Source organism: Mesorhizobium sp. M0659 (assembly GCF_040320605.1).
Lineage (GTDB): Bacteria > Pseudomonadota > Alphaproteobacteria > Rhizobiales > Rhizobiaceae > Mesorhizobium.
In genome coordinates this window covers 266,466-288,778 of sequence record NZ_JAMYPY010000007.1, presented here as the reverse complement: position 1 = coordinate 288,778, position 22,313 = coordinate 266,466, and the positions used below count along the sequence as shown (strand labels likewise).

Annotated in this window: 23 protein-coding genes; 10 read left to right on the top strand and 13 right to left on the bottom strand. The window is 61.2% G+C overall.

Translation table 11 applies throughout. The features are described from left to right. Window positions 1-154: 154 nt before the first annotated feature. Complete coding sequence (locus NKI31_RS14595; protein WP_352651912.1) at window positions 155-1,537, top strand: FAD-binding oxidoreductase; 1,383 nt, start codon at window positions 155-157, stop codon at window positions 1,535-1,537. A 585-nt stretch (window positions 1,538-2,122) separates the two neighbouring features. On the opposite strand, the gene NKI31_RS14590 is transcribed toward NKI31_RS14595, so the two are convergent. Further along, window positions 2,123-3,559: a S8 family peptidase gene (locus tag NKI31_RS14590; protein WP_352651911.1), complete on the bottom strand. Its 1,437-nt coding sequence runs from the start codon at window positions 3,557-3,559 to the stop codon at window positions 2,123-2,125. 186 nt (window positions 3,560-3,745) lie between these two features. Here NKI31_RS14590 and NKI31_RS14585 point away from each other — a divergent pair, with 186 nt between their 5' ends. Then, window positions 3,746-4,063 carry a hypothetical protein gene (locus tag NKI31_RS14585; RefSeq protein ID WP_023738810.1) on the top strand — a complete coding sequence of 106 codons (318 nt, stop codon included), beginning with the start codon at window positions 3,746-3,748 and terminating at the stop codon, window positions 4,061-4,063. A gap of 26 nt (window positions 4,064-4,089) precedes the next feature. Here NKI31_RS14585 and NKI31_RS14580 read toward each other — a convergent pair whose 3' ends face one another. Further along, window positions 4,090-5,796 carry a tetratricopeptide repeat protein gene (locus tag NKI31_RS14580; protein ID WP_352651910.1) on the bottom strand — a complete coding sequence of 569 codons (1,707 nt, stop codon included), beginning with the start codon at window positions 5,794-5,796 and terminating at the stop codon, window positions 4,090-4,092. 191 nt (window positions 5,797-5,987) lie between these two features. Here NKI31_RS14580 and NKI31_RS14575 point away from each other — a divergent pair, with 191 nt between their 5' ends. Then, window positions 5,988-7,178 (top strand): YcaO-like family protein, encoded by a 1,191-nt coding sequence (locus NKI31_RS14575; RefSeq protein ID WP_352651909.1) that lies wholly within the window; start codon window positions 5,988-5,990, stop codon window positions 7,176-7,178. Between the two features lie 277 nt (window positions 7,179-7,455). Continuing rightward, window positions 7,456-7,941, top strand: a complete 486-nt coding sequence (locus tag NKI31_RS14570; RefSeq protein WP_352651908.1) for a LysR family transcriptional regulator substrate-binding protein — start codon at window positions 7,456-7,458, stop codon at window positions 7,939-7,941. A 286-nt stretch (window positions 7,942-8,227) separates the two neighbouring features. Here the strand turns inward: NKI31_RS14570 and NKI31_RS14565 are convergent, their stop codons facing one another. After that, window positions 8,228-9,379, bottom strand: a complete 1,152-nt coding sequence (locus NKI31_RS14565) for a site-specific integrase (protein ID WP_352651907.1) — start codon at window positions 9,377-9,379, stop codon at window positions 8,228-8,230. A 128-nt stretch (window positions 9,380-9,507) separates the two neighbouring features. On the opposite strand from NKI31_RS14565, the gene dusA reads away from it, so the two are divergent. After that, window positions 9,508-10,500, top strand: a complete 993-nt coding sequence (gene dusA / locus NKI31_RS14560; protein ID WP_352651905.1) for a tRNA dihydrouridine(20/20a) synthase DusA — start codon at window positions 9,508-9,510, stop codon at window positions 10,498-10,500. Window positions 10,501-10,505: 5 nt separating this feature from the next. On the opposite strand, the gene NKI31_RS14555 is transcribed toward dusA, so the two are convergent. Together NKI31_RS14555 and NKI31_RS14550 are read right to left on the bottom strand one after the other, a co-directional pair. After that, window positions 10,506-11,210 (bottom strand): TIGR02281 family clan AA aspartic protease, encoded by a 705-nt coding sequence (locus tag NKI31_RS14555; RefSeq protein ID WP_352651904.1) that lies wholly within the window; start codon window positions 11,208-11,210, stop codon window positions 10,506-10,508. Window positions 11,211-11,223: 13 nt separating this feature from the next. Continuing rightward, window positions 11,224-11,457 carry a DUF1289 domain-containing protein gene (locus NKI31_RS14550; RefSeq protein WP_352651903.1) on the bottom strand — a complete coding sequence of 78 codons (234 nt, stop codon included), beginning with the start codon at window positions 11,455-11,457 and terminating at the stop codon, window positions 11,224-11,226. A 186-nt stretch (window positions 11,458-11,643) separates the two neighbouring features. Between NKI31_RS14550 and NKI31_RS14545 the strand changes: the two genes are divergently transcribed. Next, a complete protein-coding gene (locus tag NKI31_RS14545; RefSeq protein WP_352651901.1) occupies window positions 11,644-12,642 on the top strand; it encodes a nicotinate-nucleotide--dimethylbenzimidazole phosphoribosyltransferase in 999 nt (332 codons plus the stop codon). A gap of 9 nt (window positions 12,643-12,651) precedes the next feature. Here the strand turns inward: NKI31_RS14545 and NKI31_RS14540 are convergent, their stop codons facing one another. Beyond that, window positions 12,652-14,175, bottom strand: a complete 1,524-nt coding sequence (locus NKI31_RS14540; RefSeq protein WP_023741201.1) for a sensor histidine kinase — start codon at window positions 14,173-14,175, stop codon at window positions 12,652-12,654. Between the two features lie 75 nt (window positions 14,176-14,250). Between NKI31_RS14540 and NKI31_RS14535 the strand changes: the two genes are divergently transcribed. The 4 genes from NKI31_RS14535 (at window position 14,251) to NKI31_RS14520 (ending at window position 16,777) form a co-directional block, all read left to right on the top strand. After that, complete coding sequence (locus NKI31_RS14535) at window positions 14,251-14,874, top strand: thermonuclease family protein (RefSeq protein ID WP_023750711.1); 624 nt, start codon at window positions 14,251-14,253, stop codon at window positions 14,872-14,874. A 39-nt stretch (window positions 14,875-14,913) separates the two neighbouring features. After that, window positions 14,914-15,525 (top strand): glutathione S-transferase, encoded by a 612-nt coding sequence (locus NKI31_RS14530; protein ID WP_352651900.1) that lies wholly within the window; start codon window positions 14,914-14,916, stop codon window positions 15,523-15,525. Further along, window positions 15,525-16,142 (top strand): uracil-DNA glycosylase family protein, encoded by a 618-nt coding sequence (locus NKI31_RS14525; protein WP_023688514.1) that lies wholly within the window; start codon window positions 15,525-15,527, stop codon window positions 16,140-16,142. The genes NKI31_RS14530 and NKI31_RS14525 overlap by 1 nt, the downstream gene beginning before the upstream one ends. Window positions 16,143-16,285: 143 nt before the next feature. Then, a complete protein-coding gene (locus NKI31_RS14520; protein ID WP_023669013.1) occupies window positions 16,286-16,777 on the top strand; it encodes an Lrp/AsnC family transcriptional regulator in 492 nt (163 codons plus the stop codon). 48 nt (window positions 16,778-16,825) lie between these two features. On the opposite strand, the gene NKI31_RS14515 is transcribed toward NKI31_RS14520, so the two are convergent. From NKI31_RS14515 to NKI31_RS14485, 7 genes are all read right to left on the bottom strand, one after another. Beyond that, a complete protein-coding gene (locus tag NKI31_RS14515; RefSeq protein WP_023738820.1) occupies window positions 16,826-17,395 on the bottom strand; it encodes a DUF3299 domain-containing protein in 570 nt (189 codons plus the stop codon). A 46-nt stretch (window positions 17,396-17,441) separates the two neighbouring features. Beyond that, entirely contained in the window at window positions 17,442-18,026 is a 585-nt protein-coding gene (locus NKI31_RS14510; protein ID WP_352651898.1) for a GNAT family N-acetyltransferase, read from the bottom strand. Next, window positions 17,986-18,690 carry a DNA alkylation repair protein gene (locus NKI31_RS14505; protein ID WP_352651897.1) on the bottom strand — a complete coding sequence of 235 codons (705 nt, stop codon included), beginning with the start codon at window positions 18,688-18,690 and terminating at the stop codon, window positions 17,986-17,988. Before NKI31_RS14505 ends, NKI31_RS14510 begins: the two co-directional genes overlap by 41 nt. Before the next feature lie 9 nt (window positions 18,691-18,699). Further along, on the bottom strand, window positions 18,700-19,569 hold the full coding sequence (locus tag NKI31_RS14500) for an NAD(P)-dependent oxidoreductase (protein ID WP_023690739.1): 870 nt from the start codon (window positions 19,567-19,569) through the stop codon (window positions 18,700-18,702). A 103-nt stretch (window positions 19,570-19,672) separates the two neighbouring features. After that, complete coding sequence (locus tag NKI31_RS14495) at window positions 19,673-20,503, bottom strand: ABC transporter permease (RefSeq protein ID WP_023688511.1); 831 nt, start codon at window positions 20,501-20,503, stop codon at window positions 19,673-19,675. After that, window positions 20,500-21,216, bottom strand: coding sequence for an ABC transporter permease (locus NKI31_RS14490; RefSeq protein WP_023669007.1), 717 nt, complete (start codon window positions 21,214-21,216; stop codon window positions 20,500-20,502). Before NKI31_RS14490 ends, NKI31_RS14495 begins: the two co-directional genes overlap by 4 nt. Window positions 21,217-21,290: 74 nt before the next feature. After that, window positions 21,291-22,076, bottom strand: coding sequence for an ABC transporter substrate-binding protein (locus NKI31_RS14485; protein ID WP_023688509.1), 786 nt, complete (start codon window positions 22,074-22,076; stop codon window positions 21,291-21,293). Window positions 22,077-22,313 lie beyond the last annotated feature (237 nt).

The window sequence follows — 22,313 nt, the reverse complement described above, 5'->3', positions numbered from 1 at the left end:
AAAACTCCTCGATGGCCAGAACGGTCCGCGAAGGAGGCGCGGGATATCAATTTCGGTTGGACCACGCGTGGCTTTCGGCGCAAGATAAAAGTCGGGAAATTGAGCGCCGCGGGTTAAGCTCGAAGCTCTCGGGTGGCCTTCCTTGGAGGCTGGAATGGATAGGACGCAAATTGCGGAATTCGCACAGAGTCTGCGGGGCCAAGTCATCGGCGTCGGCGACGTCGGCTATGACGATGCCCGCAAGCTATACAATGGTATGATCGACAAGCGGCCGATGATTATTGCCCGGTGCGCCGATGCCGGAGACGTCATGGCCGCAGTGAACTTCGGACGTGATAGGCGACTTCCGATTGCAATCCGCGGGGGTGGTCACAATGGACCGGGGTTCGGCAGCGTCGACGATGGCCTCGTGATCGACCTCTCGACTATGAAAGGCGTCCGAGTCGATCCAAGGAACCGCACGGTGCGGGTCGGACCCGGCTGCACGACTGGCGAAGTTGACCATGCTACCCACGCCTTCGGCCAGGCAGTCCCCTTCGGGATCATTTCGACCACTGGGGTCGCCGGCCTGACACTGAGCGGCGGCCACGGCTACCTCAGCCGGCAATATGGCCTGGCAGTAGACAACCTCATCGAAGCCGATGTGGTGTTGGCCGACGGGAGTTTCATGACCGCCAGCGAAGCCGAGAATGCAGATCTCTTGTGGGCGCTTCGCGGCGGCGGAGGAAACTTCGGTGTAGTGACCAGTTTCCTGTTTCGCACGCACCCAGCGAAAATGCTCTATGGCGGACCGATCATCTTCGATGTTGGCGATGCCGCTGAGGTGATGCGCTGGTATCGGGATTTCCAGGCGAAAGCTCCGGAGGATTTCTACATCTTCCTCGGACTGCAATCGGTCCCTGGCGGCGCTCCTTTCCCACCGGAGCACTGGAACAAGCAGATGTGTGTCCTCGTTGTCGCGCATAACGGCGAGGGCGGCGAAGTGGCCGTCAACGCCATCCGCGCGGCTCTCCCCAAGCCGCTGATCGACTGGGCCGGCCCGATCCCCTACATGGCGTTGCAGACCTTGTTCGACGCGCTCTATCCGGCCGGGCTGCAATGGTATTGGAAGGGCGATTTTGTCCGAGAGCTGCCAGATGTCGCCATCGACGCCCATCTCCTACATGCAAGCAAGGCAAGCCCGGGTTCGTGCATGCATCTTTACCCGGTCGATGGCGCGGTGCATCGCCGGGGCAAAGCGGACAGCGCCTGGAACGCCCGCGATGTGACCTGGTCCATGGTGATCGCCGGGATAGATCCCGATCCGGGCATGGCGCCGGCCCTCAAGAAGTGGGCCACCGACTACTGGCAGGCTGTTCATCCGTTTGACCTAGGCGGCGCCTATCCCAATTTCATGATGGATGATGAAGGCGATGAGCGTATTCAGGCGAGCTACGGCGACAATTATCCGCGCCTCGCGGCCCTAAAGGGGAAGTTCGACCCTGCCAACCTTTTCCGCGTCAACCAAAACATCCCTCCCGCCATACAGATTCAGTAGAGGGGGTCCGTCCATACCGGGTCTAAGGCGGTCAATGTGCAAAGTCCGCTTTGCGCCCCATGTCGGCCGTTGAAGTGAGCTCTGCCGACGCCTGAAAGCGGACGTTGACGGCGACCAGGCTGGAGGTCGCGGTTGCGCCACGCGTCGCGTTGAGTTCGGCCCTCGGAAAATCAGTCCTGCACCCCTGAAGTGGACATTCGAGGGTCACCTCGCGCTGTGGAACACCCTCGACAAACGTGTGGAGCGGGCCTAGCATGGGCTCATCGGACGGAGACCGGCAATGCTCAGTCGGCGCGACTTATTCTCACGGTTTCTTCGGGGTCTCGGAGCCATATCGGTTAGCAATTTCGGGGCGGTTGCTTCCGCACTCGCCAGCTCGCGACCCCGGTTGCGCGTTGGAGCTGCCCTCCAGGCACCTGTGTCGTGGGCCGAGGACTGCTCATTCGTCATCGGCGTTCGGTCGAGCCTGCAAAATTTGGATGATCCGATGTCGCCAAACAATGTGCGGACCGCACTCTGCCCGTTGTGCAACAGCTATGTCCACATCACTGCGACCGAGGCGACACGCGTCCCGTTACCAACAGCTTAGGGCTTCGTAGCGATTGGATCTTGCCTGGCAACGCTGTAGTCACTCGGCTTGTCGCTCCCCGGAAGCTTGCCAGGAACAAGCGCAGACGGATCGAAAAGGGCGCTCTTGTCGGGCTTTGGAATTCCGTACACCAGCAAGCCCGAAACGTGTGCAGCTGCAAATGAGGTTCCCGAGCAAACGTTTGTCTGGCCATTCGGGTTTGCGACGTTGCCCGGCCATAGCGATCGGATCTTTACGCCGGGCGCAGCGAAATCAGGCGGTCCTATCTGGATGCCACTAGTCATGTCGATGTTGCCGTTTCCATAAGCGGAAAAGTTCCAGAACACGTCGGTCTTCCTCACCGCAGAAACGGTGATTACTGCTCCAGTCGGAGTGCCCGTGGAAGGAAACCGGTATCCGCCAGCACGAGCGGGAGAGATGGTCTGCACGTATCCCGAACCGCCAATGACGTCGGTATTTCCGGCAGCAACCGAAATAAAAAGCTGCTTGTTTTGCGCAAGGTCCCGCAGAAGGTCTTCAACCTTCGATTCCGGACTGGGCTCTGTCGTTCCAGACGCTGCCCCGGGTACATACAGCGGATTGTAATAGGCTCCAAAGCTCACGTTCACAACATCGCCTGCGGCGGCGTATGTCTTGACATACTGAAGGGCCGTAAGCGCATTGCTCAACAGGTCGACCGGATATGATGCGGTAAATATTCGCAGCGCGCGTATCCTGATCCCCGGAGCCACTCCAATCAGTTCTAGATTGTTTCCTTTTTTTGCGCCGATTATCCCGGCCACCATGGTTCCGTGTCCGATTGGATCGGCGGGCGTTTCGGAAACGCAACTCCCCGTGCAAAGTCGCTGCTCGACGATCTGCAATTCGTTGGCGATATCTGACCCAGGGCCGATGCCGCTGTCGACAATCCAAACGGTTTTCGTCAGCGCGCTCGCATCCACAGGACTGGGGTTGACCCGCTTGATGTTCCTAGGGAGAGACTCCGTAGTGGAGATGGCTTTTTGATCGTCTTCGTCCCCGCACTCGAAGCCCATGCCGAAAATCAGCGAATTTGAGCTGATCTCGCCTACTTCGAGGATCTTCTCTTCAGCCACCCGAGCGCGGGCGGTCGCAGCTGATACGGGAAGTGTGAGCGCGCTGAGCGAATGCAGATTGCCTACGTTATCGGAGAAATACTTTTCGCCTCCGTTTTGATCGATGAAGGCTTCCCCGAGAATTGTTCGCGCTATCTGGTTGACGTCAGCCTCAGTGTAATCCTTTCCGCGTTTGAGCCATATGATTGACGTGCTGTCAGCCTTGGCCTGCATCTCGGAAATCACGGTGCCAGGAATAGGCTCCAACGGGGTCGCGCCAGATGACTCCTCACCCGCGTTCGCAAGCGGCGCGTTTGCAAGGATCAGGCTTGCGACGAACAGAGTCGGTAAGCAGCGCACGCCAAACCCCCACCGGGCCGATTGCCCAAATCGCCAATTCGCAATAGAGTAATTTGAAAAGGTGGGCGTGGCAATAATGTCTCACCGTCCTTGCCCGATTTCTCAAGCGGCGGCTTGGGGGACATTTCAGCGGGGTGCTCGTTTGACGGGCTCATGGTGTCTGCCGGTTACAGATAGGGGGATTTGATGGCACGGGCGAGGGCAAAGCGTAATCGGCAGCAGACGGAAATCGCGCAGGCCATAATCGCGGAGTGGTTTCGAGTACTGCCGGAAAGTTCCGGGTCCATCGGAGCCATGGACGAGTACTCACTCACTGCGGCCTTTAATGACATCCTTGACAGGCCCGCACTGGCCATAATCGATGATCCGACCGTCGTGAAGATAGTCGTGCCGCTGCCCCCGGCAGGCATTGCAACGCGTGACCAACTCAGGGACTACCTTGCACGCAATCAGGATTTCGTTGCCGGAATGAGCGCGGCAGCCCTCTTCGGCTGCGGTCGATGAGCGCGGATACCCTGTGAGGCCGGCTTCTAACTGGGAAGGCCAGCCTTCTCCATGTCTCTCGCGAACGCGGCCAGCAGGGCTTCATCCGCAAATGGCCTGCCGTGCGACCACTCCGTCACCGTGAATTTCGGGTCCAGGTCCAGCGCACGGCTCGCCGCCCGAAGCGCTTCACTGACCTTGTCCTGACGCATCAACGCGACCGTTAAAGCAAGCCACGCTCTAACGTAACCGGGATGCGATGCGACCACCTCGCGGCAAATCAGTTCAGCCTCTTTGGCTCTCCCCACCGCCAGATTGGAGAGTGCAAGATTGGCCGATATCCAAGGCGAGACATGGTGGCTCAGCGAAGCCGCGCGATTATAGGCCCGAATGGCGGCAGGGTAGTTGCCGAGCAGATCCATGAGCGCGCCCTGGTATCCTACGATTTCTGGACTGTGACCCGCGACCGCGACGGCATCATCCATGGCCCGCTGCGCCTCCTGAGGCTTCCGTTGAAGAAATCGCAAGAATGCCAGCAGAGCCAGCACGTCCGAATGGCCGGCGTCAATGCGCGAGGCACGCTCGTATAGAAGTTCGGCCTCGTGGATCGCTTTCTCGTCGTTCTCTGCCCAGCCCAGACGCACCTCGTCGAGATAGCAGAACCCGAAAGCTACCAGGGCGCACAGGTAGGTGGGATCCATGGCCAGTGCACTGGAATAGAATTCCTTCGCCCGCCGATGCCCCTCCCGTGTGTATCGGCGCTCCTCGTCATGACCTCGCTGAAAGGTCTCCCACGCCAAACCACTGCGTGTTCCACGCTTCCAAATCTGCGCCTGTTCCCCGTCGGTCAGCGCCAATTGCAAAGCAGATACGACTTCCGAGGCAATCTGGTCCTGGGCGTCGAAGCTGTCGCGAAGATCGTAGTCGTATCGCTCGGCCCAGATGGTCGCGCCGTCAGACACCGAAATCAGCCGAGGCATGATCCGGAGATGCTGGCCGCGCGCGCTAATGCTCGATCGCAAGACATAATGGGGCTTGCCTCGCGCCACGGCGGTCGTGTCTCGAACCGAGATCGAATTGGTGAGCCGCGCCAAGACAAGATGAATCTCATCTTGCAGAGATGACGCGACGAACCGCGCCGATTGCGAGTCGTCTTGCGGCTCAAACGGTTGAATTTCAACAATCGGCTTTACAATATTCTCTCTATATTGCTGAATGTCCCCTACAAAGTCGGAGCGATATTCCTCCGGTTTAGAGCTTACAACACAATATACGTGAACGCTCTCGCTAATATTCTTCAGGCGCTTAGAGCCAATACTTTCGGTAACGACCGAAAACCCATCAGGAAATCGCCGGACGACATCGTCGGACATAAGTATCTGGCCGGGCGCCGCTACTCCCTGAATGCGGGACGCAACGTTGACTGCATGTCCATAGATGTCGCCATCGATTTCAAAAACCTCTCCGAACGCAATTCCAACCCGCCAGCGACTATCTTGCAGCCTATTTTCGAGAAGCGCTGATTGTGCTGCTATGCTAGCAACCGCTGCGTCCGAAGCAGACTCGAAAGCTGCCAGGACGAAGTCACCCGGAGTCGAAACTATCCGTCCGCCATTTGCCTTCAGCGCCTTCACAAACGCGTTGCGCGACGTGACGAGATTACGGACGCCCGTCTCGGGGTTCCGGAAGACGGACTCGCTGTATCCGACCATGTCACCGGCCAGGATGAAGAGTTTTTTCCGCGTCTCGGCCACGATCGTACCGGACGAGGCGGCCTCGCCAGATACTATCGTTTGCACGTCAGCCCGAATTGTTGATTATGTTGCACCGCAGAAGTCATCCTACCTACAAATCGGCGTATTAGCCAGTTGGAATGCAGCGTCGGCCTGCCCGGGACATCGCAGGCGAAGCTCCACAGAGGTCGCGAAAGGCGCTGAGGTTCCCTTTGATCACGTTCGCCAGCCCGCCTGCAGTACTGCTGCTGCCCACGGAATGTCCCTTTCACGTCGCCGCCGCCGTATTGGCACCGGACCACACCGGCCGCCGACGCCTGGTTTCTGGGCGCGCCCGAACCGCAGACGAGGCCTTCAGTCGGACGGTGATGGAAGGCATCGAGCGCAGCAGTGCCGTATATACCGGTCGCGAACAGGTCGTGGTGGCCACCTTCGATGAGATGGAAGGTTCGGCAATAGATCCTCGGGATCTTTTGAAGTATTCGCCCCGACAGTTGGCCCATGCGGAGGTTTGGAACTCCAGCGCTGATCGAGACCAATGGATACCCTGGCCTTTCAACACTGGGCGAGCGATATCATGGTTGGAGATCGAGCATGTCTCAACAGGAAATCGAGGATATGCGCCGGCAGCGTCTTGTCTGCTTTCATACCCGAATTGTTACGATTTCGGATTTTGCTTGGCAGACAGTTCGGGGCTTGCCGCTGGCCTAAATAGAGAAGAGGCGACGCTACGTGCCGTTCTCGAGCTTGTTGAACGCGATGCGGTGTCCATATGGTGGTATAATCGCCTTAAATTGCCGGAAGTCGCGATACCGCAAAGTCAGGAAGAGTTGGTGAGGTTGTTTCGTAGCTGGTTGCGGACACTTCATCGGAAGCTTCATTTGATTGACCTAACCAATGATCTTGAGATCCCGGTTGTCGCCGCGCTGGCATATGGCGAGGATGGCAAAGGATTCTGGTTTGGTTCCGCTGCTGGCCCGGATCTGCATCAGGCCATTGAGGGTGCTCTGGGCGAGGTCTGCCAGTTCATGCTTTCCGCCAGTTTCGCACGGCCGATGTCTGCCGCCAGGCAGGCCATCCCACCGAATTTCGTCGCTTGGGCTGCTGCCGCGTCGTTGCGACGAAACAGCCATTTGACGCCCTCAGGTCGGCTTGACCATCGCCGTGAGCACGCCGGGCCGGAGGACGTTCTCGGCAAACTCAGGTCAAAGGCCGTTGACCTGTTCGTTGTGTGCTTGTCCCGCGACGATGCGCCAACCGTCGTCCGCGTCCTCGCACCTGCGCTTCGCCCTATCTGGCCCCGATACGCCAAGGGCCGGCTGTTCGAAGTTCCGGTAGCCATGGGCGCGCGCAAGAGTCCTATTTCAGAATCGGACCTTAATCCGACCGCTATTTTGTACTGACCTCAGCCCGCGTTGTCGAGGAGTTCACCGGCGTTGGACAGGTCGCGCACCGCAAAAGTTCAGCCAAGCGGCTTTATCCTCGCGACTCTTGGAGTGTGTGCCGCTGTAGTGAAACGCGCAGAACTAGCCATTTCCGTACGGCTGGGTAGCGTCCGGCTCCGGGCGGCGTTCCCTTCGTTCTTCAAGGAACAGCTTGGTGTGCTCATCCCGCTCAAGAGGCGTTGTCCCGTGCTCTTGAGAGACGTCCCTGGATCGGCTGGAAGCGTCGATCTTCGCGATGAAGAACCAGGAAAAGCAGCGGATCGCGATTGCCGCGCCTTCCGTTTTCGGTTTCGTGACCTTGCCCAAGGTCGTGGCGATCATCCACTCAAAGACCGCTTCGAATGTCCGCTCGATTTCAGGAAGCTACGAGCAGATCGGCGAGCACATCCTGGCAGGTCGGGCGGATCTTGGAATCTCGAGACTGCCGCTGAACGCAAGTCTGTTTGAATGGGTTCCGCTTGGGTCGGCACGAAACGTATGCATCCTTCATCCCGACCACCGTTTCTCAAAACGAACCTGTATCGAGGCGCAAGACCTGGCAGGCGAAACGATCGTCGATATCGATCCCCAGTTCGCCGCTCACCAGATGAACTTCAATGCCTTGCGCTTCGCCGGCGTTGAGCCAGACATACTGGTGGAATTCGATTGCAACGGTCACGAAGCCGGATACGTTTCGGCTGGCCTGGGCATTTCGATCACAAACGAAGATCATCGCGCGTGAGTACGCGGCGTTTAACCTAGGAATAAAGCCAGTGGAACCTTCCGCGCTCTATCACTACGTCGCAATTTGGCAGAAGGCCAGGACCTTTTCCAGCGCATTGAATGTCTCGCTCGAGGCGATTATCGCTGCGTTTTCCACGGAGCCGCCTGCGGTTTCCTTAGGAAGCGCCAATTTATTGGCGGTCGGCTAGGCTGCCCTCGCAGTTCGGATCGTGTGCAGGGTTTCCGGCTGAGATGCGTATATCAACGCAACTTCTTCCAATCCTTGCGACCCCTGACAACATCGCTCAATCCATGCTGGATTCGTCGTCGTCCTCCCAGCAACGGCGGATGTCTGGCAAAGTGGTATTAGCCGATTGCCGCAACTCCGTATGTGGCGGTGTCTGTTGAAGCCTCGCCGCGATCACATGAAGTTGCTCCGGCCCCAAGTGGGTATAGCGGCGGAGCATCTTCCAATCCTTGTGCCCGGTGACCATGGCGACCTGCTCGATGGTGAAGCCAGCTTCAAACAGGCGGCTTGTGCCTTCGTGACGCAGGTCGTGGAAGTGCAGGTCCTCGACCTTAAGTTCATGACAGGCACGTCGGAAGGCGGTTCCGGCCGACTTCCCATTGTAGGGGAAGATGCGTCCCTTTCCCTCAGTGGAGAAACGCTGCTCTTCGAGGATCGCGCGGGCGTCGTAACCACTCACATCGAGGAGCGGGATACGCATGTGATTGCCCTTTTTGTGGCGTGGGTCCTTGCGATCTCGTATCAGCAGGGTGTTGTTGCGGTCGTTCAGGTCCTCCCACGTGGCGTTGCAGATTTCGCCGAGCCGCATGGCGGTGGCGATCGCAAAGCGGATGATCTTGTCGACGGGGATAATCTGGAAGTTGTTTTCTCTGAAGTACCTGATCAGGGCCTCTATCTCGCCAAGTGTCGGCCGCCGATCGCGTTCGTTGCCCTTGCCAACAAGACCCAAGCGGGCGAGGGCGACACGACCAAGTTCCACCGGGTCCGCTGAATAAGGCAGTCCATGCACAGCCGCGCCGTGCACCAGCAATGTCCGGATGTATCCGATGTCTATTCCAACGGTGACAGGTCCGGCGCCTTCCTCGGCTCGTTCCTTGCCGAACTTTATGACCTGTTCGCGACTGAGATCCGCGATGTTGAGCCTTCCGAGCCTGGCTCGTAGCAGGTCCAGGCTGAATGCCTTCGAACGCCCGATCAACTTGCCAACTTCCGTCATATCGGCGATATGCAGGTCGATCAGGTCGGAGACCGTTTTGATCCCGTCCTTGTGCTTGGGAGCAGGCTTCTGACCCAGGTCGATTTCTCGCTCAATTCGGCGCGCCCACATCTCGGCGTCCTTGCGGAGCGAGAAGCTGGTGCTGAGGGAGTGGCCCTTGCAGCGAACCTGCACACGCCACTTGCCGGAAGCCAACTTGTTGATGGACGCCATGGGTGGTCTCTTTTTCGTGCACGCTGTGTGCACAGGGAGGGGTACAAAATGCGAAAACTGACGGATATCGTGTCGTACAAATGGCGAACGTGTGCACGTTTTAAGGCCCTGAAAATACGAGAAAAAGCGTGATAAATCAAGCCCATAGGATTTCCGTTGCGCCTATGATGGACTGGACCGACCGGCATTGCCGGTTCTTCCACCGCCAGTTGACGCGGCGTGCGCTGCTCTACACCGAAATGGTGGTGGCGGACGCCGTGATCCATGGCGCGCGCGAGCGGCTGCTTGGTTTTGACGAGATCGAACATCCGGTGGCACTGCAGCTCGGTGGCTCCGATCCGCAAAAGCTGGCCGAGGCGGCGCGCATCGGCGAGGGCTTCGGTTACGACGAAATCAATCTCAATGTCGGCTGTCCGTCCGACCGCGTCCAGTCCGGCACGTTCGGCGCCTGCCTGATGAAAGTGCCGGACCTCGTCGCCGATTGTGTGGAGGCGATGAAGGCGGCGGTGACAATCCCGGTGACGGTCAAATGCCGCATCGGCGTCGACGAGCAGGATCCGGAGCCCGCGCTCGACGCGCTGGCCGACGGCGTTTTCGCGGCCGGCGCCGACGCGCTGTGGGTGCATGCGCGCAAGGCTTGGCTGGAGGGTCTGAGCCCGAAGGAAAATCGCGACATCCCGCCACTCGACTATGACAGGGTCTATCGCCTCAAGGCGGGAAAATCGAACAAATTCATCGGCATCAATGGCGGCGTTCAATCGCTCGAAGAGGCGGCTCGCCACCTCGATCATGTCGATGGCGCCATGCTTGGCCGCGCCGCCTACCACACGCCAGGCATCCTGGCCGGCGTCGACGCGGCATTCTACGGCGGCAAGGCCGGCACCTACGATTTTGCCGCGCTGATCGACACGATTGCCGACTACACGGCGCGGCATATCGAGCAGGGCGGGCGGCTCGGCCACGTCACCCGCCACATGGTCGGGCTGTTCCACGGCCTGCCCGGCGCGCGCCGCTTCCGGCAGATACTGTCCACCGACGCGACGAAACCCGGCGCCGGACCGGATGTGCTGAAGGCAGCGTTCGCTGCCGTCGATTTCGACCGTGTTGAAAAGGCCGCTTAAGCAGTTCAGTCGCGTAAGATCATCCGGTCGCCGCGCACGTCGAAACCCGACAGCGAACCGATGAAATTCATGCCGAGCAGGCTCTGGCTGAGCGCGCCGGGCGCGGCGACCATGACTTGCATGTTCCTGCGCACGATGCCGCCGATCGCCAGTTCGTCGGTGCGCACCGAAGCGGCGCGCGCCATGCCATTGGCGGTCGAGACCGGGACAGTGAAGCTCAGCGCTGCCGGATTGAAGCCGGCCGCCTGCGCGTCTTCGGCGCTGAGCACTGTACTGGTCGCGCCGGTATCGACGACGGTGCGGATCGGTGCGCCGTTGATCGTGATGCGGGCCTCGAAATGGCCGCTGTCGGCCTTGTCCAGGGTCACGGTGGCATGGCCGTCCTCGACGCCGAGCGCCAGCGGGCTGCCGGGAACGAGGCCCGCCGTCACCCGGCTGGCGAAATCCTGCAACTCGTAGCGGTACTGGTAGCCGGCGACGAGCGCCAACACGATCAGGGCCCACGTGCCGAGATTGCGGGCCATGACGCCGAGCGGCCTGCCGGACCGGACAAGGCCGGCGCTGACCAGCAAGCCGATCGCCCCCAGCCAGACCAGACGGCTGAAATCGTAATTCTCGATGCCGAACGTGCTGCCGGCGTCGTTGTTGATCATCAGCAGCACCAGCCCGAGGCCGATTGCCGCCATCACGATCCAGAACAGTCGGTTCATTGGACCTGCCGTTTCAAGAGAGGACGTCGCGCTCGCGCGCCATGCGGCTGCGGCGTGTCTCCCGGCGCGGCCGGCGCTCGACCGTTTCCAATCGGGCCGGCAACTCGGCCATGACGCTGCGGCGTACCTCCGGCGTCATGCCCATCCAGGAGCCGATTTCATCGCGCGTGCGGCCACAGCCGAAGCAGAAGCCGGTTTTCATGTCGATCGAACAGACCAGGATGCACGGGGATTCGATGGCCGTCATCACTTTCTCTTGAAGGCTCCGTCCGGAATCCTCATTCCATCTCCACATGGTGCAACGGCAAAGCCAATGCAAGCCCTTCGGAATGCGGCGCGGGGCAACGCTTTCGCGCCAATGTCGAGGGGAGTTGTGCCGGCCGGGCAAGGCGGTTATGCCGCTGATCAACCACAGGGGATGATCAGGACCGACATGACCAGCGCGCTGCCCTTCGACGATTTTCGCAATCTGCTGGCGAGCCTGCCGCCTGCCGATACAGTCGCGGAAAACAGGGTGCGCACCCTGTTTTCCAAGGCCGACAAGCCGAAAGCCTCGCTTGGCCGCATCGAGGACATCGCCGCCTGGCTTGCTGCCTGGAGCGGGCGCGCCCCGCCGGCGGTGAACCGGCCCCTGGTGGCGATCTTCGCCGGCAACCATGGCGTGACCCGCCACGGCATCTCGCCGCGCCCTGTCGCTTCGACCGCAAACGCCGTTGAGCTGTGCGCCGCCGGCGGTGCGGCAATCAACCAGATCTGCGTCGCCAACAATCTTGGCCTCAAGGTGTTCGATCTGGCGCTGCACATTGCGACCGCCGACATCACCGAGGACGCCGCCCTCGACGAACGCGGCTGCGCCGCCACCATGGCCTTCGGGATGGAAGCCATCGCCGGTGGCGCCGATCTGATTTGCCTCGGCGATCTCGGCGTCGGCAACTCCACCGTTGCGGCGGCCTTGTGCGCGGCCCTGTTCGGCGGCAGCGGCGCCGACTGGGTCGGCCCCGGCTCCGGTGCCGACGCGGCCATGCAGGCGCGCAAGGCTGATGTAGTCGATGCAGCCGTCGCCTTCCATGGTGCGGCTCTGAAGGACCCGTTGGAAGCACTGCGCCGGGTCGGCGGCCGCGAGTTTGCGGCCATTGCCGGCGCCATCCTCGCCGCCCGGATGCAAAAAATCCCGGTGCTGCTCGACGGCTTCGCCGCGACCGCCGCCGCTGCCGTGCTGCATGCCGCCAACCCAGGTGCGCTTGACCATTGCCTGCTGGCCAGTCTGTCGCCGGAGCCCGGCCAAAGGCTTGCCGCCGAGCGGCTCGGCCTCAGGCCGCTGTTCGATCTCGGCATCAGCCACGGCGAAGGGGCAGGGGCCGCCCTTGCCGCCGGTCTGGTCAAGGCGGCGGCGCTTACCAGTTCGGGCATGGCGGCGGCGGTCAAAGCCTAGAACAAGCTGTCAACGTCGGCGGGCCGCCGCCACGGTCTTGGTTGGCAGCGCCGGCAGTTCCTCCATCACTCGGGCGAGCGGGAAGATGGCGATTGCCTCGGTGCCTTCGCGCAATTTCGACTGAAGTTCGAATTCGCCGCCATGCATGGCGAGCAGGCCCTGCACAATCGGCAGTCCGAGCCCGGTGCCCTGTTCGGCGCTCTTGATGGCGATCGAGCCCTGGCCGAAGGCGGACAGCACGATCGGGATTTCGTCTTCCGGTATGCCCGGCCCATTGTCCTTGACCGAAATGTACTGGCCGCCGCCCGCCGTCCAGCCGACGCGCACGCGAACTTCGCCGCCGGTGGCGGTGAATTTGATGGCGTTGGACAGGAGGTTGAGCGTGATCTGCCGCACCGCGCGCTCGTCGGCGAACAGCCGGGGCAGGGCACTTTCGAAATCCTGGACGATGCGGATGTCCTTGTTGCGCGCCTTCAATTCCATCATGTGGCAGCAATCTTCGGCGATGTTGAGCAGCATCACCGGCTCTTCGTTGAGCTGATAGCGGCCGGCCTCGATGCGAGACAGATCGAGGATTTCGTTGATCAGGTCGAGCAGATGCTGGCCGGAATCGTGCACGTCGCGGGCGTAGTCGCGATAGGTCGGGTTGCTCATCGGCCCGAGCACCTCATTGGCCATCACCTCGGAAAAACCGAGAATGGCGTTGAGGGGCGTCCTGAGCTCATGGCTCATAGAAGCAAGGAAGCGCGACTTCGCCAGATTGGCGTCTTCGGCCCGCCGACGAGCTTCGTCCGACATCGATTTCGCGGTCTCCACCTCGGCGAGCAGCGCATCCTTTTCGGAGCGAAAGGACAGAAGTATCAGCGACGAGCGGTTGAGATGGCGCGCGATATAGGCAAAGAACGGCAATGCCGCGACCAGCAGGGCGACCATGATCGTCCCGACCGGCACCCAAAATTTCGTTTCAGCATAGGCATAGACCGCCACCGGAACGACGAAGGTGGCAAGCAGAGAGCCGCGCAAGGACGACGCCATGATAGCGGTCGCCGCCATGGCCAGCAGCAGCACCACCGCCTTGGCGGCCTGGAACTGGTCGATCTGGCAGGTGGCGCAGCCGAGCCATGCGAACCACGCCCAGCCGAGGCCGCACAGCGAATGTCCGATCAGGAAATCCCTGCGGGTGTGAACAGGATTGAGCTCGGCGGCTTCGGTGCGCTCGACGCGGCGCGCCATGAAGGCGACGATCGAATAGCAGATCAGGGTGAACAGCGCCCAGACGCTGATCTGTTTGTCCACACCGGCCAGCAGCCCGGCCGCCGCGACCGCCAACACCAGCAGTGGGATGACGGCTGCGCCGCGCACCATGGTCCCGGCATGCAGCTTCAGCAGTTCACGGTCGAAGTCGAGATTGCCAACCTGCTGCGAAAGACGGTCGCGCGTCTTGCGCACCGCGCGCGCCACATCGCTGTTGCGGTGCGGTTTCCGGCGGTCCACAATGAATTTATCCGCTGTGTTCGAGCGTAGCAGAGGCATGGAAACTTCGATTTATGCGCGCAGCGATCTCAATTCGTTAAGCTACGTTCGAATGATTAAGAGACTGTTTGCCATATGAGCCGTTCGTGGTCGCCAAGGCCGCGCCGGCGATACTATCCGCCGCCGCCGCGAAGCCTGTGGCGCAAGCTGCTGGATTACGCGCTGACGGTCATTCTGCTCGGCCTGCTGATCCTGCTCGCCGCACGCCTCGACCGTTTCGAGACGCGCAAGGCGCAAGGGGTGGCGATCGTCAACGATGGCGATTCACTCACTCTTGGCACCGAACGTATCCGCATGCGCGGCATCGACGCTCCGGAATACCAGCAGATCTGCCGTAGGGATGGCGCAGACTACGCTTGCGGCAGGCTGGCGCGCCAGGCGCTGGTGCGGCTGATATCAGGAAATCCGGTGACCTGCAGCGGCTGGCAGCGCGACCGCTACGGCCGCCTGCTCGGCGATTGCAAGGCCGGTGGAAAGGATCTCAACCGGGCCCAGGTTGAGGCCGGCTGGGCCATTGCCTATGGCGATTTCGACACCGAGCAGGCCATTGCCCGCGCCGGCAAGGTTGGCATCTGGGCCGGCACTTTCGATCAGCCGCAAGACTGGCGCGAAAGCCACCACGGCGGCCCGCTCGAAAGAAAGCACGGCACCCTGGCTTCGGTCGGTGACGCCTTGCGAGAGATGTTTCGCTTCTGGTGACGAGCACTATAGTTGAAGGACCAGATCGGGAGGATAAGCATGAAACTGTTCGACGGCGGCCGCGCCCCCAACCCGCGGCGAGTACGGGTTTTCCTCGCCGAAAAGGGCATCGCAGTGCCGCTGGTGCCGGTCGACATGGGTGCGATGGGGCACAAGCAGGAGCCGGTCAGGTCGCGCAACCCGCTGCAGCGGCTGCCGGTGCTGGAGCTCGACGACGGCATCATCCTCACCGAATCCGTCGCCATCTGCCGCTATTTCGAGGAACTGCATCCCGAACCGGCGCTGTTCGGGCAAGGCGCGCTCGGCAAGGCCAAGGTCGAGATGTGGCAAAGGCGCATGGAGTTCAATCTTCTCAGCTGCGTCGCCCAGGCTTTTCGCCACATCCATCCGGCGATGAAGGAATGGGAAATTCCGCAGATCCCCGAATGGGGCGAGGCCAACAAGGCGAAAGCGGTTGAATTCCTGAACCTGCTCGAGCCCGAACTGGCAAACCGCGAATTCGCCGCCGGTGACGCCTATTCGATCGCCGATATCACCGGCATGATCGCCATGGATTTCATGAAACCGGCGCGCATCAAAGTGCCGGACGAGTGCACAAACGTGCTGCGCTGGTACAGCGCCGTCTCCAGCCGTCCGAGCGCTTCCGCCTGATGGAGGCGGAACTCGAACGCTTGACGGCAAAGGTCCGCGCCTGCCGCATCTGCGTCGACACTCCGGTCGGCAGGCCACTGCCGCACGAGCCGCGCCCGGTGCTGCTGCCATCATCCAGCGCCCGCATCCTGCTCGCCGGCCAGGCGCCAGGCACAAAGGTGCATTCGTCCGGCATGCCGTTCACCGACCCGTCCGGCGACCGGCTGCGAAGCTGGCTGGGCGTAACCAGCGAGGAATTCTACGACACGGATAAATTCGCCATCGTGCCGATGGGGTTCTGCTTCCCCGGCCAGGACGCAAAGGGCGGCGACCTGCCGCCGCGCCGAGAATGCGCGCTGGCCTGGCGCGCGCCGCTGATGGCGCTGATGCCGCAGATCGACCTCGTTTTGACAATCGGCTCCTACGCGCAATCCTGGCATATGGGCGCCACGCGCCGGCCGTCGCTGACCGAAACCGTGAAGGACTGGCGCACCATCTGGGATGCGCCGGCCAGCCTGAAAGTGCTGCCGCTGCCACACCCGTCGTGGCGCAACTCAGGATGGCTGAAGCAGAATCCATGGTTTGAAATGGATTTGCTGCCGTTTCTGAGATCGGAAATCCGCTATCGCATAGATTAGACTTTAAGCAAGATATCACTCGCTTTTGTGCCATCCGGCAGAATTTCTTTCTTGTGAAAGGTCGAAATAAGAGGGAGTATAGCCAATCTATTCCCAAAGCGCGTCGCGCCCGAGGGAACGCGGCCTGCACCAGGAGCACCTTAATGGATCGCCTCGACAGAAAAATTCTCCGCCTCCTGCAGGAGGACGCGACGCTCGCGGTTGCCGATGTCGCCAAGAAAGTCGGCCTGTCGACGACGCCGTGCTGGCGCCGCATCCAGAAGCTGGAGGAAGAGGGCGTCATCAAGCGGCGCGTCGCCATCCTCGACCACGAAAAGGTCAATGTGCGCGTCACCGTCTTCGTGTCGATCCGCACCAATTCGCACAGCCATGAATGGCTGCGGCGTTTCTCGGAAGTCATCCAGGAATTTCCCGAAGTGGTCGAATTCTACCGCATGAGCGGCGACGTCGACTATCTCCTGCGCGTCGTGGTGCCCGACATCGCCGCCTATGACGCCTTCTACAAGCGGCTGATCGCCAAGATCGAGATCCGCGACGTGTCGTCGTCCTTCGCCATGGAGCAGATCAAGTACACCACCGAAATGCCGCTCGACTACATGCTGCTGGACAAGGAATCCGGCGCCAACGCGGCCTGAGCGCGGTTGTCCATGACTGGGCGTTGACGCTGCACAAGCAGGCGGCGCTTAGTTTTTCTTTTTGTTGAGGAAACTCCAGGGCGAGTTGACCGGCAGCGTGATCGTGTCCGGCACCGTGTCGACTGCCACCACATCGGCTTTGCGTAGGGTGTAGCCGGACTGGATGATGCTGACGCCGTCGAGAATGAACAACTGGCTCTTCTCCAAGCCGGGCCGCAAGGCGCCGGTCACGGCAACCGACTCATAGGCCTGCGACATCTTGTAGGGACGGGCCGGCGTCACCAGCACGATCTGGTTGGGCGGCGGCGTCGGCATGTGGCTGCAAGCGCCTGTCCACGGCACAAGCAGGAACTGGTAGACGAGATCGCCATCACGGTCGACCGGCAATGCATAGCCGGCTAATTGTACCGTCTTGTCCTGCAGGTTGAGCGACAATGTCTCGCCACGATCGGGCAGTTTTGCCGCAATCATCGGCAGGCCGGCATCTTCGGCCACCGCCTGCGTCGCAGGACGCAGATCTTTCCAGAAGATGTGCGCGGTTTGGCCTGAGGCGTTGGTAGCGGTGAACACCAACAACGCGGCTGCAAGCGCCAAGGTCGATTTGAGAGGACTGCTCATCGGCCGCTTCCTTTGTGCAGGAGTAAAGACGCCGCGGCCGATCGCATCAACGCTCGAGCCGCATCACATGTCTGCGAGAGCCGGCCATGCCGACCTCATGGAACCCGCGAGCGATGAACATGTCGCGAAACCCCATGAAACGGTAGCTCGGCGATGCCTCGCCGACCGGGTAGGCCTCGATCACGCCAGCGCCCTTGGCAAAGGCGTGATCTATGGCAGCGTCAAGCAGCGCTGCCGCCAGCCCGCCGCCGCGCAGCGCGCTTGGCACATAGAAGCAGACGATCGACCAGATGCCGGTCTCGTCATCGTCCTGTTGCGACGTCAGCTTCCGATATGTCTGGCGCGGCGCGACCGAGCACCAGCCGACGGTCTTGCCGTCAATCTGGGCCAAGATTCCGACCGGCGTGCCGGCCTCGACAAGCGCCATCATGGCCCGTTTCAACTCGGCGTGCTGAACATCCTCGCGGCGGCCGGGCAGGGGCCGCCAGGCCATGCACCAGCAATACTTCGGACCGCCTTGCGCTTCGAAGAGGCCTTCGAAATCGGCGCGCGTCTGCCGCGTCACCTCGGTGAACCGGACGTTGGCTAGGTCAGCCTTTTCTGGCGGCGATCCGCTCGATGATCTTGGCATTGGTGAGTTCCCGTACGGCGTCCTTGCCAATCCAGCGCGCCGTCTTGTCGGCCGACTGGGCCAGTCGTTCGGCCACGGCAAGGGCAGCGCCGTGCATCTCCAACGATCGCTTGCCGATCGAACGAAGCGCCCAGTTTACCGCCTTCTTCACGAAATTGCGGCTGTCGGTGGCATGCGCTTCGATGATCGGCAGGAAGCCGAGGAAAGTCGCCACCGGCTCCTGCTTCCGGTGCACGACGGACCACGCCATCATGGCGAAGGCCGTGCGTCGAACGAACTCGCGCTCGTCCGCCGCGAACTCTTCAATCAGCTCCTTCCAGGCGTCCGTGTCGACGAAGAGATCGGAGACGCCGTCGACGATGTCCCAGGAATCGAAGGACGCGGCCCATTGTCGTGCATCCGCGGCTGAGAAGCGCTTCGGGTCGGCCGTGACGGAAGCGATGAACTGCGCCTCCATGATGCCGGTCTGCCAAAGCTCGAAAGCACGCTCGTGGTTGCGCTTGATCTTTTTGGCGATCTGCCGCTGCATGCCATGCGAGATGCCGAGCGCGCGTTCGATCTTGATGCCGTAGCGCCGCATGCCGCGGCGATTGTCTTCCGAGCCGATCGAGCGCAAATGGGCGACGATCTCATCGGCGCTCGATTGGGGCGAAAGCTCGGCCATTGCGAACGCCTACTTCTCCAGTCGCGCCAGCAGGGACGACGTATCCCAGCGCTTGCCGCCCATCGCTTGCACATCCTTGTAGAACTGGTCGACAAGGGCGGTCACCGGCAGTCGCGCGCCATTGCGGTCGGCTTCATCGAGGCAGATGCCGAGATCCTTGCGCATCCAGTCGACGGCAAAGCCGAAATCGTATTTGCCGGCATTCATCGTCTTGTGTCGGTTCTCCATCTGCCAGGACCCGGCAGCGCCCTTGGAAATCACCTCGATGACCTTCTCGATGTCGAGCCCGGCCTTCTTGCCGAAGTGGATGCCTTCGGCCAGTCCCTGAACCAGCCCGGCAATGGTGATCTGATTGATCATCTTCGTGAGCTGGCCGGCGCCCGACGGACCCATCAGCCCGACCATGCGGGCAAAGGCGTCGATGACCGGCCTGGCCTTGTCGAAGGCAGCCTGCTCGCCGCCGACCATCACCGTCAGCACGCCGTTTTCAGCGCCCGCCTGGCCGCCGGAGACCGGGGCATCGAGAAAGGAAAAGCCGGCCTTTTCAGCGGCGTCGGCCAGTTCGCGCGCCACTTCGGCCGAAGCGGTGGTGTTGTCGATGAAGACGGAGCCTTTTTTCATCGCGGCGAAGGCGCCATCGGCCCCGGTCGTCACCGAGCGCAGATCGTCGTCATTGCCGACGCAGGAGAAGACGAAATCCTGGCCCTCTGCGGCGTCCGCCGGCGTCAAAGCAAGCTTGCCGCCATGCTGGGCCACCCATTGTTCCGCCTTCGCCGCGGTGCGGTTGTAGACGGTGACGTCGTGGCCGCCTTTGTTCCTGAGGTGCCCGGCCATGGGATAGCCCATCACGCCAAGACCGAGAAATGCCACAGATGCCATGGGTTTGCCCTTCAGACGGAACGGAATTGTCTTGGACAGCTCTAGGCTCTACGCGCCATTCGTCAAGACGCGCATGAGCCGATCGACTGGTACAGCCGAACGCTCAGCGGATCAGATGAATGGTGATCCGTCGCTCGATCCATTCGACGCCGTGGCGCAGGATCTCGACCATCACCAGATAGACGATGGCGACCCAGACATAGGCCTGGAAGTCGAAGGACTTGGCGTAGGCCAGCTTCGCGTTGCCCATCAAATCATAGACTGTGATGATGGCAACGATGGCGGAGGCCTTGATCATCAGGACGAGTTCATTGCCGTAGGGCCGGAGCGCGACGATAAACGCCTGCGGCAGGATGACCTTGCGCAGCGTCTGCAATTTGTGCAGGCCGAGCGAAGCAGCGCCCTCCCATTGGCCCCTCGGAACACTTTCTATGGCGCCGCGCAGGATCTCGGCCTGGTAGGCGGCGGTGTTGAGCGCGAAGGCGAACACACCGCAATTGAAGGCGTCGCGGAAGAACCACCACAGTCCGACGGATTCGAGCTGCACCCGGAACGAGCCCAGGCCGTAATAGACGAGATAGACCTGGACCAGCAGCGGCGTGCCGCGGAAGAAGTAGACGTAGCAATAGGCCAGGACGGACAGATAGCGGTTCTTCGACATGCGGGCATAGGTGACGGGCAGCGAAAAAAGCGCGCCGAGCACCATCGAGATGGCCACCAGCGCAAGCGTGGTTCCCAAGCCCTGCAGATAGGCCGGCGCGTATCTGGCGAAGAATTCGCCATTCCAAGCGTAAACCAGATAGACGGCGATGCCGATGCCGAACAGGATCCAGAAGCCGACCAGCGCGTAGCCGACGATACGGGCCCGCGGCCAGCCTCGCGCCCGTGGTGGTGGCTTCTCGATGTCGACGGCGGCGCGCGTCACGACGCTCATCGTGCCTCCCTCCTCCCGAGCGAACGCAGGATGAAGCCGGTGGCGATCGACGACAGGATGGCAAGGATAAGGAACACCATCGCCGCGACGCTGTAGAACAGGAAGGAATGTTTGGTGACACGGGCCGCGACGCCGGCGTTGCGCAAGGTTTCAGCCAGGTTGACGACCGACACCAGGGCCGTGTCCTTGAGCAGGCTCAGCCAGCAATTCTCAAGGCCGGGGAAGGCGATGCGCAGCAGCTGCGGCAGGATCACCTTGCGCATCGTCTGCCATTTCGACAGCCCGATCGCATAGCCGCCCTCATACTGGCCCTTCGGAATGGCGCGAAAGGCCGAAAGGAAGACTTCGCTGGAATAGGACGAAAAGATCAGCGACAGCACGATCATGCCGGCGAGGAAGCTGTCGACATCGACCGTCGCTTCCGGCCTGAACAGACGGATGACATACTGCAAGAGGATCGGCATGCCGAAGAAGAACAGGAAAAGCGTCACCAGTTCCGGCAGTCCGCGAAACACCGTGGTGTAGATGTTGGCAGCCACGCGAAGCGATGGCTCTTCGGATTGTTTCGCCCAGGCGACGAAAAAGCCGATCGTCAGGCCGATCGGCAGTGTCGCCAGCGCGAGCGCAATGGTGACCAGTGCGCCATAGGCAATATCGTCAATCCAGCCATCGGGTCCCCAAGTGAGAAGTATCCATATGTTCTGGCTTGGCATTGACGGGTCTTGTCTCCACTTCTGTCAGGCCAAGGCGGCAGGAGGAAACTTCCCCTGCCGCCTTGTTCAGACGATCAGGACTCGGCGCCGAAGACGTCGAACTTGAAGTACTTGTCGTTGATTTCCTTGTACTTTCCGTTGGCGCGGATTGCGTCGATGGCGCTGTTCAACTTGTTGACCAGATCCGTCTCGCCCTTGCGCACGGCGATGCCGGCGCCCGGTCCAAAGATATCGACCGGCTGCGGCGAAGGCTGGCCGAGAATCTTGCAGCAGGCGCCATCAGGCGAATCCAGGAACTGTTGCAACACGACGATATCGTCCTCGATCGCGTCGAGACGGCCATTGGCGAGATCGGCCTGCTCTTCGGGGCTGCTCGGATAGCCCTTGACCGTGCTGTCCGTATAGGTTTTCGAGGCATAATTGAAATGCGTCGTGGTGGTTGCGACGCCGATGGTCTTGCCGGCCAGGTCTTCCTTGGTCACGCCCTTGAGGGTCGAATCCTTGGGTACCGCGATCGCCGACGGCGTGTTGTAGTATTTGTGGGTGAAGTCGACCTTCTCGGCGCGCTCCGGCGTGATCGACATCGAGGCGACGATGGCGTCGAACTTGCCGGCCTGCAGGGCCGGAATGATGCCGTCCCAATCCTGGGCGACGAAGGTGCACTTGACCTTCATCTCGTCGCAGAGCGCCTTGGCGATGTCGATGTCGAAGCCCACGAGCTGGCCGTCGGAGGTCAGGTTGTTGAATGGGGGGTAGGCGCCTTCGGTGCCGATTCTCAGGGTCGTTTCCTGAGCCTGGGCGACGCCGAGCGTCAGCAGCGCAGCCGATGCGGCGAGCGCGATACGCAGTGCAATACGCATGATAGTCCTCTCTTTATGGCTCCCGGCCGTCGTTCCGGAACGGCTCTGTGGGGCGGTGCTTTTGACCGCCCGCTGGCGCGATACTCCCACTGTTTTCGGGAGAAAAGCAACTGCAAAACCGTTGCTTGCGGGATTTGCGGGTCCAGCCAATGCCGACGCCGGGTTAATGCATGTCGCCCAAAAGTGCGCAGCGGTTTTGGGACGACGACATGCATAAATAAAACAACCTGAAGCGTC